The following is an 11,210-nucleotide window of genomic DNA, read 5'->3' as shown; positions in this document are numbered from 1 at the left end:
CCGCGGGGCGGGGGATCTCCACCTTGTACTGCTGGAGGAGCGTGACGGTCTCCGGATCGCCGGGGTCCGCCTGGTAGGCCTTGAGCAGGTTGCCGCGGCCGGTGTCGGCCTCGCCGCCCTTGATCTGCAGCACGCCCGCCATGCGCAGGGCGGCCTTGTCCTCCGGCTGCACCTGGAGGGCGCCCATCACTTCCTCAAGCGCCTTCTTGTCTTTGTTCTGCGCCGCGTAGACGCGGGCCAGGAGGATGCGGGGATCGGCCGCGGTCGGGTGCGCCTTGACGCCCTTCTTGCAGACGACCATCGCTTCCATGAAGCGACCCAGGTCGAGGTACGCCTCCGCCAGGGGCTTGTACGCATCCGACGAGGGGTCGGAAGCGAACGAATGCTCAAGCTTCGCGAGCTCGGTGGGGCTCAACGTCTTCGATGGGGAGGTGGACATGAACCAGAAGGTGCCCGGAATGGCCGGGAAGGATGCGGTACTGGAAGGGGGTTTTTATGGCATCCACAGTGCGGCACGTCAATCGCAGGGTTGGTGCCAGAAACGAGCTGCTTGACAGCAAGGTGAGGCTCCGGTACTAGCCCACTCACTTCACGGGACCCAACGCCCGCGAGGCGCAGCAGGCAGCCAGCAGTCCCCATGTGGGGGTGTAGCTCAGTTGGGAGAGCGTCGCGTTCGCAATGCGAAGGTCGTCGGTTCGATCCCGTCCACCTCCACTCTGAAGAACGAAGGGCCTCACGGGAAACCGTGAGGCCCTTTGCATTTCAGGTCGTTGGCGAATTGCAAAGGCTTCCGGCTTTGTTATCCGGGGCCGATGACCGACCCGTCCGCCTCCCTGTCGTTCTTCGCCCGCTTCTGGCTCGCCTGGCTGTGCTTCTGGCGCTGCCTCGTGTCCCGCGAATTCGCGCAGGCCGTGCTGCCGACCAGCCGCGCCTATGACGCCGGCCAGCTCAAGGAGCTTCCGTCCGGGGACACGCAGGCCCCACCGCCGGTGAAGACGCCCGTCGTCCCGGTGCCCGTGGCGCCCGCTCCCCTGCCCCCCGAGCGCGAGCACGCCAGCGCCCTGTCGCTCCTGGCCATGCTCCAGCGCGAGGGCCGCTTCCTGGACTTCGTGCAGGAGAACGTCGCGGCCTTCCCGGACGCGGACGTGGGCGCGGCGGCCCGCATCGTCCACGAGGGCTGCCGCAAGGTGGTGCACCAGTACCTGACGCTCCAGCCGGTGCTGCCGCAGGGCGAGGGCGACAAGGTGACGGTGCCGCCGGGCTTCGACGCGCAGCGCATCCGGCTCACCGGCAATGTCGCCGGCGAACCTCCTTATGGCGGCACGCTCCGGCACCACGGCTGGGTGACCACGGAGGTGAAGTTCCCGACGGTCAGCCCCGCCATGGAGCCGCGCGTGCTGGCGCCGGCGGAAGTCGAGCTGGCCTGATGCCCGCCTGAGGAGCAGGCGGCGCATCCTCCGAAGTCCCCTTCCCTTCGAGGAACCACAAGGCCCCTTCCCGGGGTTCCTGACCGATATGGCCCGATACGCAATCGGCATCGACCTGGGCACCACGCACTCCGCGGTGTCCTACTTCAACCTCGAGGACGGCAAGCCGCGCGGCCCCTCGCAGTCCATGCTGCCCGTGCCCCAGGTGACGGCGCCCGGCACCGTGGAAGCGCGCCCGCTGCTGCCCTCTTTCCTCTACCTCCCCAGCGCGCAGGAGTTCCCAGAGGGCAGCCTCGCGCTGCCGTGGAGCCCGGAGCCGGGCGTCATCGTGGGTGACTTCGCCCGCTCGCACGGGGCGAAGGTGCCCACGCGGCTGGTGTCGTCCGCGAAGAGCTGGCTGTCGCACCCGGGCGTGGACCGGCGCTCGGCGCTCTTGCCCTGGCAGGCGCCGCCGGAGGTGCAGCGCGTGTCGCCGCTGGATGCGTCCGCGCGCTACCTGCGCCACCTCAAAGAGGCGTGGGACCAGACCTTCGCCCGCGCGCAGGAGGAGTCCGGCAACGCGCTGTCGAAGCAGGAGGTCATCGTCACCGTCCCTGCGTCCTTCGACGCGGCGGCGCGCGACCTGACGCTGGAGGCCGCGAAGGCGGCGGGCCTGGAGCACATCACCCTGCTCGAGGAGCCCCAGGCCGCGCTGTACGCGTGGCTGGAGGCGATGGGGGAGAACTTCCGCAGTCAGGTGCAGCCCGGGGAAGTCATCCTCGTGGTGGACGTGGGCGGCGGCACGTCCGACTTCTCCGTCATCACCGTGAAGGACCGTGAAGGCGACCTGGAGCTGCTGCGCCTGGCGGTGGGCGACCACATCCTCCTGGGCGGCGACAACATGGACCTCGCCCTGGCGCACACGCTCAACCAGCGGATGGCGGCGGACGGGCGCAAGCTGGACGCGTGGCAGTTCAACGGCCTCACCTACGGGTGCCGGCAGGCGAAGGAGACGCTGTACGCGGACGCGTCCGTGGACAAGGTGCCCATCGCCATTCCGGGCCGGGGCTCGTCGCTCATCGGCGGCACGCTGCGCACGGAGCTGACGCGCGAGGAGCTGGACCGCGTCCTCACGGACGGCTTCTTCCCGGTGACGGAGGTGGCGGACCTTCCGCGCACCGCGCGCCGCACGGGCCTGGCTCAGATGGCACTGCCGTACGCGCAGGATCCGGCGGTGACCAAGCACCTGGCGGCCTTCCTCACCCGGCAGGCGCAGGCGCTGGCGGCCAGCTCGGACTCGCCGGTGGACGTGGCGGGCAAGGGCTTCCTGCACCCCACCGCGGTGCTCTTCAACGGCGGCGTCTTCAAGGCCGGGCCGCTGAAGGGCCGCGTGATGGAGGTCCTCAACCAGTGGCTCGCCGCGGAAGGGGCGCCCCCGGCGAAGGAGCTGGAGGGCGCGGACCTGGACCTCGCGGTGGCCCGCGGCGCGGCGTACTACGGCTGGGTGCGTCAGGGGCACGGCCTGCGCATCCGCGGCGGCACGGCGCGCGCCTACTACGTGGGCGTGGAGACGGCGATGCCGGCGGTGCCGGGCATGGAGCCGCCGGTGAAGGCGCTGTGCGTGGCGCCCTTCGGCATGGAGGAAGGGACGCAGGCGGACGTGCCGCCCCAGGAGTTCGGACTCGTCACGGGCGAGCCCACCAGCTTCCGCTTCTTCGCGTCGTCCGTGCGGCGCGATGACCGCGTGGGCGAGATGGTGGAGGACGTGGAGTCGGAGCTGGCGTCCGGCGGGCTGGAGGAGGTGGCGCCCCTCGAGACGACGCTGCCCGGACAGCCCACGCCCTTTGGCGACCTGACGCCGGTGAACCTCCAGGCGGCGGTGACGGAGGTGGGCACGCTGGAGCTGCGGTGCCTGGAGAAGAACGGATCCGGGCGCTGGAAGCTGGAGCTCAACGTGCGCATGAAGGAGTAGAAGGGGCCCCGCACACCGGAGGCGTATGCGAATCGTCGGCATCGACCTGGGCACCACCCATTGCGCGGTGGCATCCGTGGATCCAGGCAAAGGCTCGGGGGCGCCCGTCGAGGACTTCCCCCTGCCCCAGCTCGTCCGCCAGGGCGAGGTGGCGCCCCGAGCCCTCCTGCCGTCCACCGTCTACGTCCCCGCCGGCCACGAGCTGGCCCCGGAAATGCTGCGCCTGCCCTGGGGTGACGACGGCGGCCCGTATGTCGTGGGCGAGCTGGCCCGCTGGCAGGGTGCGCGCGTGCCCGGCCGGCTCGTGTCGTCCGCGAAGAGCTGGCTGTGTCACCCGGGCGTGGACCGCTCCGCGCCCATCCTCCCGTGGGGCGCGCCCGCGGACGTGCAGAAGCTGTCCCCGGTGGACGCGTCCGCCCTGCTGCTCACGCACATGGCCCGGGCGTGGGACTTCGCGCACCCGGACGAGCCCCTGGCGAAGCAGGAGGTGGTCATCACCGTCCCCGCTTCGTTCGACGAGGCGGCGCGCGCCCTCACGGTGAGCGCGGCGCGCAAGGCGGGGCTGGAGAAGTTCACGCTGCTGGAGGAGCCGCAGGCGGCCTTCTACGACTACACCGCGCGCCACCGCTCGGGCCTGGAGCAGACGCTGTCCCAGGTGCGGCTGGTGCTGGTGGTGGACGTGGGCGGCGGCACCACGGACTTCACGCTGGTGCACGCGGGCGTGTCGCCAGAAGGGCCCATGCTGCGGCGCCTGGCCGTCGGTGATCACCTGATGCTGGGCGGCGACAACATGGACGCGGCGCTCGCCCGGCGCATGGAGGAGAAGCTCACCCAGAACGGCCGGCGCCTGTCGGCGACGCAGTGGACGCAGGCCATCCAGGCCGCGCGCACCGCGAAGGAAGAGCTGCTGGGGCGCACGCCTCCGGAGAAGTACGGCGTGTCGCTCATCGGCGAGGGCAGCCGGCTGCTGGGCGGCACGCTGTCCACGGAGCTGGGCCGCGACGAGGCGCACGCGCTGGTGCTGGACGGCTTCTTCCCCCTCTCCTCGCCCGGAGAACGGCCCCGGCGCGCGGCGCGCATGGCGCTCCAGGAGCTGGGCCTGCCGTACGTGCAGGACCCGGCCGTCACGCGGCACCTGGCGGCCTTCCTCGCGCAGCACGCGGCGGCGGGCTTCACCGCGCTGGGCGAGACGCCGTCGCACGAAGGCGCCCTGCCCCGCCCGGACGCCATCCTGCTCAACGGCGGCGTCTTCAACTCGCCGCAGATTTCGGCGCGGCTGGTGGACGCGCTGTCCGCGTGGTGGCCGCAGGCGCCGCGCATCCCGCTGCTCAAGCACGAGTCGCTGGAGCTCGCGGTGGCACGGGGCGCGGCGTACTACGGGCTGGTGCGGCGCGGTCACGGCCTGCGCATCGGCGGTGGCGCGGCGCGCGCGTACTACGTGGGTCTGCAGCGCGGCCCGGACAGCGCGGAGCAGCCAACGTTGTGCCTGATTCCTCGCGGCTTCGAGGAGGGCCAGAAGGTGGACCTGGGCGAGCGCCCCTTCACGCTCACCCTGGGCCGGCCGGTGCAGTTCGCGCTCTACAGCACGACGAGCGACCGCATTGACAAGCCGGGGGACCTGGTGCCGCTGGCGGAGGACCTGAAGCCGCTGCCGCCCATCCACACGCTGCTCAAGGGCGCGTCCGGCAAGGTCAGCGACGTGCCGGTGCACCTGCAGGCCGCGCTCACGGAGATTGGCACGCTGGAGCTGTACTGCGTGTCGGACGTCGCGGACGAGCGCTGGCGCCTGGAGTTCGAGCTGCGCGGCACCGGCGGCTCGCACGAGCTGACCGTCACCGAGTCCATGCCCGCGCGCTTCGCCGAGGCGAAGGACAACGTGGAGCGCGTCTACGGCAACAAGCCGCTGCCCCTGGGCCCCAAGGACGTGAAGCAGCTGTCGCGCACGCTGGAGAAGGTGCTGGGCCCTCGCGAGACGTGGCGCGTGCCCGTGCTGCGCGAACTGTGGAGCACGCTCTACGCGGGCGCGAGCAAGCGCCGCCGCACGGATGACCACGAGCGCGTCTTCTACAGCCTCACCGGCTTCAGCCTGCGCCCCGGCTTCGGCTACCCGCTGGACGGCTGGCGCGCGGAGCAGACCTTCACCCTCTTCGACGCGCTGGTGCAGCACCACACGGACAAGTCGGTGTGGACGGAGTTCTGGGTGATGTGGCGCCGCATCGCCGGCGGCCTCTCCGAAGCGCAACAGCAGAAACTGTACGGCTACCTCCAGCCGCACCTGGCCCGGCGCGTGCCGCCAGACGCGCCCACGCAGGGCGGCAAGGTGAAGGGCATCCAACCGGAAGGGTTGGACGAGATGATCCGCACCGCCGCATCGCTGGAGCACCTGGCGCCGGGCGACAAGGCGGAGGTGGGCCGGTGGATCGCCGCGCGGCTGAAGGCCGAGTCCCGCTCCGGCGGCCCGTGGGCGTGGGCCCTGGGCCGGCTGGGCGCGCGCGTGCCGCTGTACGGCAGCAGCCACAAGGTCGTGGACGTGGAGACGGCGGAGGCGTGGCTGGAGCTGCTGCTGTCCCTGGACCTGCGCAAGGTGGATGGCGCACCCTTCGCCGCCGCCCAGCTCGCGCGCCTCACCGGCGACCGCACGCGCGATCTGGATCCGGCGCTGCGCGAGCGCACGGCCGAGGCGCTGGTGGCCGCGAAGGCCTCCGACACCTGGGTGCGGATGGTGCGCGAAGTGGTGGCCCTGGAGGCGGCGGACGAAGCCCGGGCGCTCGGCGACACGCTGCCGGCGGGCCTGCGGCTGTCCTGAAGCAGGAGGCAGGTTGGCCGGGCGGATCATCGCCCGGCGGGAAGCGACCCGCCTGGAGGCTCGAAGCGAGCGGAGGCTCCGGGCGGATCCGTCACATGCGGGGCGCGAACAGTGCGCGCCCCAGCAGGGCGGATCATCCCGGGCGGTGAATCAGACCAGGGGGGTGGGCGTCGCGTCGGCCGCCGGGGCGTCGACGAGCGTCGGAGCCACGGGCGCGGCGTCGAGCGGCACGGCGGCGACGACCTGGAGCACGGGCTCCGTGGCGGCGACGGCGGGCACCTGGACGGTGGCGGCCTGGGACTCGTCCTTCTTCGGCTTCTTCGTGCCCGCGCCCGAGCGGCAGCCCCGGCACCACGGCTGGTTGCGGATGGCGCCGTCCGCCATCTTCCGCAGCCCGAACTGCGCCAGCGGCTTGAGCGTCTTGCACTTCAGACACATCAGCGAGATCAACACCTCGTGGCCGTCGGCGTCGTAGACGGAGGACTTGCGCCGCTTGCGCGGCTGGCCCGGCTCGCGTGCCTCTTTCTTCTCGGGCACGGCGGGGACCATCATCGGGGTCACTTTGTAGAGCATTTCTTCTGTCCCTCCCACGCACGGGCTCCAACCTGCTCGCGCTGGCTCGGGGCCGCGCCTGCAAGGGAACTCGCGTGCCCTAGAGTAGGGAGGTTTCCCTCCGTTGGAAACTGATCCCAGGCCGAAAATTCGGCCCCGGGCGCCATGTGCTGATCTTCCGCTGGGTTGCGCCGCGATCCAGCCCCAGCGGATCAGCACGGAGGGAAAAATTCCAACGCCGGCCGCGCTTTTTCAGGGCTTCGCGTCCGCGCAGGGCCCCGCCGCCTTCACCAGGTGCACGCGTCCGAGCGCCGGGGGCTTCAGCGCGTTGCCGTGGGCGCGGCCGTACGCGGTGAGCACCTCGCGCAGGTCCTGCGCCTGCAACAGGTGGATACGCTCTTGTGGCAGCGTGGACGTCAGGGGCCCCACCCCGTCACCGCCGCGCAGCAGGAAGTCCGGCACCGCGACCCGGTAGGTCACCTTCGCCTTCAGCGGCTTGCCGCCCGGCAGCGTCACGCCCTGGAAGCGCTCCGGGCCCGGGCACGCGCGCAGCGTCACCTCCAGCCCGGACACCGCGAAGACGCCCTTGCGGCCGCCGTAGGCCAGCGACAGGAAGCGGCGCAGCTCGTCCGCGCGCAGGTCCAGCACCGCGAGCGTGTTGTCGAAGGGCAGGATTTCGTAGAGCTTCCCGAAGGTGAGCGGCCCCTGCGGCAGGTCCGCCCGGATGCCGCCCGCGTTCATCACCGCCGCGTCGGAGCGGGCCGCCTCCCGCATCGAGTCCGCGATGAGGTTGCCCAGCACGCTCTCGCCCTCGTACACCTGGGGCATGCGGGCCTGGGTCTCCACGCCCACCGGGCGGCGCTGCTCCTCCTCCACGCGCGCCTCCGCGGGGGCCACCAGCGCCTCCACGCGGGCGTCCGGCGTCACCGGCTGGCCCAGGAACGTGGCCGGCACCAGCCGCACGTCCTTCGCGTCCCGCAGCACCAGCGGATCACAGGACTTCAGCGTGGCGTCCACGGCGCCGCACACCGGGATGGCGGCGTTGATGCGCGTGCGCTCGGGCAGCACGCGGTGGGTCTTCGGATCCACGAAGAGGTCCACCACGCCGAAGGAGCGCGCGAGCCCCGTCGTCTCGATGACGGGCACGTCGCCGAAGAAGTGCCCCATGACCTGGTGCGTGTGGCCCGCAACCACCGCGTCCACCGCGCCCTTCGGCAGCGCCTCCAGCACCGCGTAGATTTCGCCGTCGTCGCGCTCGCACCCGGACGTGTCGCGCGGGTTCGACACGTCCGTGCACTTGCCGCCCGCGTGAGCGATGGCGACCACCACCTCCGCGCCCTGCTCGCGCAGCGACTTCGCGGCCTGCTTCGCGGAGTCGGCCAGGGACTCGAACCGCAGGCCCGCGACGTTCGCGGGGTTGGTCGTCTGCGGCGTCTGCAGCGTGGACAGGCCCAGCAGGCCCACCTTCACGCCCTTCACGGTGACGACCGTGGTGCCGTCGTTGCCCAGCCACGCCGGGGGACGGCCGTCCTTCTCGCGGACGTTGGAGGACAGGAAGGGGAACCTGGCCTGCGCCACGCGGGCCTTGAGCGCGCCCAGCGGGTCCTCGTCCGGACGCGTGGCCACGGGCCCCGGGCCCACCGGCCCGTAGTCGAACTCGTGGTTGCCGATGGCGACCGCCGTGTAGCCCAGCAGGTTGTACACGTCGACGACGATGGCGCCCTCGCCCAGGTTGGACGCCAGCGTCCCCTGGAACAGGTCGCCGCCGTCCACCAGCAGCACGCCGCCCGGGTTGTCCTCGCGCAGCCGCGCCACGTAGGACGCGAACAGCGCCGCGCCCCCCTGCTCCACCTTCTGCCCGTCCGGCAGCGTGGCCCGGTGGGGCATCACCCAGCCGTGGAAGTCGTTGGTGCCCACCAGCGTGAGCCGCACGGGCTCGGCCGGGGCGGGCGCGGGGGGCGGGGTGGTGACGGGAGCGGGCGTCGGGCCGCCCTTGCAGGCGGAGGCGAGCACCGCGAGCGCGAGGACGGAGGAACGGAAGGAGCGCATGGGGCGCGCACTTCATCCCGCCCCCCTGTCGCTTTCAACCCGCTTCGAGCGTCAGCTCCGGCGCCGGCGGCCCAGGAGCGACATGGCCAGCAGCCCCAGCGTCGCGATGGCCGGCACCGACGTGCTGGTGCACCCACAGCCGCTGTCGTCGTCGGTCCCGCCGCCACCGCCATGGGGGTTGCCGTCGCCCGGATTGACGATGACGCCGCCACCGCCGTCAGTGCCGGTGCCGCCGTCCACGCCGCCGTCCGCCGGCTGCTGCGCGATGATGAGCGGCGGCGAGAACGCCCGCGCCACGTTGCCCCACGAGGTGAGCTTGAGGTTGTCGGTCAACGTGCTGCTGCTGACGCCGTCATGCGCGACGAAGAGCCCCTCCGGGAAGGCCGTGCCCAGCGCGCCCGAGTAGGCCACCAGCCCGCGCGACTGCTCCACCGCGTCCGTGCCGCCGTCCTGCACCAGCTGGAACGCGCCCACCCGGCCCAGCGTGCGCCGGTCGAAGACGACGAAGGTGTTCGCGTTCGGATCCGACGCCACGAGGTACCCATCCACCCCGGACGCCTCGTACAGCGCGATGCGCCCCACGGACGTCAGGCCGCCGTCCCCCAGGCCCACCACCTGCGTGCCCAGGATGCCGGCGTCCGCGTCCGCGCCGTAGCGGTAGAGCCCCTGCCCCTGCTGCGCCACGTACAGCGCGCGGTACGCCGGGTCCACCGCCAGTCCCAGCACCGTACCGGCCGGGATGTCCCGCACCGGGGTCCCCGTGACGCCGCCGTCGGTGGGCGTCAGCGCGAACTGCCGCAGGCCGCCAGCCGCGAGTCCACCGAAGGCCTGGATGGTCCCATCCGCCCCGCGGGCCAGCCGCACCGTCGCGTAGCTGACGCCCACGTCCAGCGGGGCCACCGTGGGTGACAGGCGGGTGAGCCCGCCACCATCCGCCGTGGCATCCATCACGTAGGGAACGAGCCCCGACAGCGTGGGGTTGGCGCTGAGAACCAGCGCCGCGTTCGTACCGCCCGCCAGCGGGAAGCCGCCCAGCACGTCCACGCTCACGGACGTGCCCTCGGTGTTGCCCTGCACCTCCCCGCCGTCCAGGGCGTAGGTGAACAGGCCGTTGTTCTGGTCCGCCGTGATGAGTCGGCTATCGGCCGGGTTGGCCGGGTTCACCCACAGGGCCACGTCGTTCACCGTGCCGCCCCCGGAGCGCGCCCCGGGCTGGGTCTGCACGGTGTAGGGCACCGCCACGGGAGCCGTCTGGGCCCCCGCCGCCGTGCTCATGAGCACGGCCGTCAATGCAGGGAGGGAGAGGTTGCGCATGGGCGGCTCCTGGGCAGGTCGCTCCCTACCTAGGCATAGGCACGTCACTCTTCAAGTTCCCTGAAACCCTGGAACGGTTGGCAGGAGGCGAAAGCCTCGGGTACAACGAACAGCGTCTCCCAGCGAACAGACAAGGGCCATGGCCAAGCGCGCACTCATTACTGGCATCACGGGGCAGGACGGCAGCTATCTGGCGGAGCTGCTCCTCAAGAAGGGCTACGAGGTGCACGGCATGGTGCGCCGCTCTTCCGAGGAGAAGTTCGAGCGCATCGCGCACCTGCAGGGAAAGGTGACGCTGCACCAGGGCGACCTGCTGGATCAGTTCTCGCTCGCGGCCCTCTTGAACCTCACCCAGCCGGACGAGGTCTACAACCTGGCGGCGCAGTCCTTCGTGCCCACCAGCTGGAACCAGCCGGTGCTCACCGGTGAGTTCACCGCGCTGGGCGTGACGAAGATGCTGGAGGCCATCCGCCACACCCGTCCACAGGTGCGCTTCTACCAGGCGTCCTCCAGCGAGATGTTCGGCAAGGTCCTGGAAGTCCCGCAGTCGGAGGACACGCCCTTCTACCCGCGCAGCCCGTACGGCGTGGCGAAGGCGTACGGCCACCACATCACCGTGAACTACCGCGAGTCCTTCAAGCTCTTCGCGGTGAGCGGCATCCTCTTCAACCACGAGTCGCCCCGCCGCGGCCTGGAGTTCGTCACGCGCAAGGTCACGTACAACGTGGCGCGCATCAAGATGGGCCTCCAGGACACGCTGCCCATGGGCAACCTGGACGCCAAGCGCGACTGGGGCTTCGCGGGCGACTACGTGGACGCCATGTGGCGCATGCTCCAGCAGGACACGCCGGAGGACTTCGTCGTCGCCACCAACGAGACGCACACCGTGCGGGAGCTGGTGGAGATCGCCTTCTCGCGCGTGGGCCTGGACTACCAGAAGCACGTGAAGATCGACCCCGCGTTCGTGCGCCCCGCGGAGGTGGACCTGCTCATCGGCAAGTACGACAAGGCCAGGGAGAAGCTCGGCTGGGAGCCCACTGTGCGCTTCAAGCAGCTCGTGGAGATGATGGTCGACGCGGACCTGGAGCGAGTGAAGGCAGGACAGCGGTAA

General features: G+C 71.4%; 8 protein-coding genes and 1 tRNA gene. 5 read left to right on the top strand and 4 right to left on the bottom strand.

Going from position 1 to position 11,210, the window contains the following annotated elements; all coding sequences use genetic code 11:
- On the bottom strand, positions 1-439 hold a 439-nt coding region (locus D7X99_RS33785; protein ID WP_368666249.1), incomplete at its 3' end, for a tetratricopeptide repeat protein.
- 202 nt (positions 440-641) lie between these two features.
- On the opposite strand from D7X99_RS33785, the gene D7X99_RS33780 reads away from it, so the two are divergent.
- The 4 genes from D7X99_RS33780 (at position 642) to D7X99_RS33765 (ending at position 6,184) form a co-directional block, all read left to right on the top strand.
- Positions 642-714, top strand: a tRNA-Ala gene (locus D7X99_RS33780).
- Between the two features lie 98 nt (positions 715-812).
- Positions 813-1,427 carry a DUF2760 domain-containing protein gene (locus D7X99_RS33775; RefSeq protein ID WP_121781351.1) on the top strand — a complete coding sequence of 205 codons (615 nt, stop codon included), beginning with the start codon at positions 813-815 and terminating at the stop codon, positions 1,425-1,427.
- A gap of 88 nt (positions 1,428-1,515) precedes the next feature.
- Positions 1,516-3,378 (top strand): Hsp70 family protein, encoded by a 1,863-nt coding sequence (locus D7X99_RS33770; RefSeq protein WP_121781350.1) that lies wholly within the window; start codon positions 1,516-1,518, stop codon positions 3,376-3,378.
- A gap of 25 nt (positions 3,379-3,403) precedes the next feature.
- Complete coding sequence (locus D7X99_RS33765; RefSeq protein WP_121781349.1) at positions 3,404-6,184, top strand: Hsp70 family protein; 2,781 nt, start codon at positions 3,404-3,406, stop codon at positions 6,182-6,184.
- A gap of 150 nt (positions 6,185-6,334) precedes the next feature.
- On the opposite strand, the gene D7X99_RS33760 is transcribed toward D7X99_RS33765, so the two are convergent.
- From D7X99_RS33760 to D7X99_RS33750, 3 genes are all read right to left on the bottom strand, one after another.
- Positions 6,335-6,757 carry a hypothetical protein gene (locus D7X99_RS33760; protein WP_120581247.1) on the bottom strand — a complete coding sequence of 141 codons (423 nt, stop codon included), beginning with the start codon at positions 6,755-6,757 and terminating at the stop codon, positions 6,335-6,337.
- A gap of 231 nt (positions 6,758-6,988) precedes the next feature.
- On the bottom strand, positions 6,989-8,785 hold the full coding sequence (locus D7X99_RS33755; protein WP_121781348.1) for a bifunctional UDP-sugar hydrolase/5'-nucleotidase: 1,797 nt from the start codon (positions 8,783-8,785) through the stop codon (positions 6,989-6,991).
- 51 nt (positions 8,786-8,836) lie between these two features.
- Positions 8,837-10,099 (bottom strand): myxosortase-dependent phytase-like phosphatase, encoded by a 1,263-nt coding sequence (locus D7X99_RS33750; protein ID WP_121781347.1) that lies wholly within the window; start codon positions 10,097-10,099, stop codon positions 8,837-8,839.
- A gap of 139 nt (positions 10,100-10,238) precedes the next feature.
- Here D7X99_RS33750 and gmd point away from each other — a divergent pair, with 139 nt between their 5' ends.
- Positions 10,239-11,210, top strand: a complete 972-nt coding sequence (gene gmd, locus D7X99_RS33745; RefSeq protein ID WP_121781346.1) for a GDP-mannose 4,6-dehydratase — start codon at positions 10,239-10,241, stop codon at positions 11,208-11,210.

It is taken from the genome of Corallococcus sp. AB032C (assembly GCF_003668935.1).
In the GTDB taxonomy this organism is placed as follows: domain Bacteria; phylum Myxococcota; class Myxococcia; order Myxococcales; family Myxococcaceae; genus Corallococcus; species Corallococcus exiguus.
The sequence above is the reverse complement of the archived record's forward strand: the minus strand, read 5'-3'. Positions and strand labels throughout refer to the sequence as shown.

Excerpts from the sequence above, each read along its gene's own strand:
- D7X99_RS33755 (WP_121781348.1), bottom strand. The coding sequence starts at position 8,785 with ATGCGCTCCTTCCGTTCCTCCGTCCTCGCGCTCGCGGTGCTCGCCTCC.
- D7X99_RS33765 (WP_121781349.1), top strand. The coding sequence starts at position 3,404 with ATGCGAATCGTCGGCATCGACCTGGGCACCACCCATTGCGCGGTGGCA.
- D7X99_RS33750 (WP_121781347.1), bottom strand. The coding sequence starts at position 10,099 with ATGCGCAACCTCTCCCTCCCTGCATTGACGGCCGTGCTCATGAGCACG.
- D7X99_RS33775 (WP_121781351.1), top strand. The coding sequence starts at position 813 with ATGACCGACCCGTCCGCCTCCCTGTCGTTCTTCGCCCGCTTCTGGCTC.
- D7X99_RS33760 (WP_120581247.1), bottom strand. The coding sequence starts at position 6,757 with ATGCTCTACAAAGTGACCCCGATGATGGTCCCCGCCGTGCCCGAGAAG.
- gmd (WP_121781346.1), top strand. The coding sequence starts at position 10,239 with ATGGCCAAGCGCGCACTCATTACTGGCATCACGGGGCAGGACGGCAGC.
- D7X99_RS33770 (WP_121781350.1), top strand. The coding sequence starts at position 1,516 with ATGGCCCGATACGCAATCGGCATCGACCTGGGCACCACGCACTCCGCG.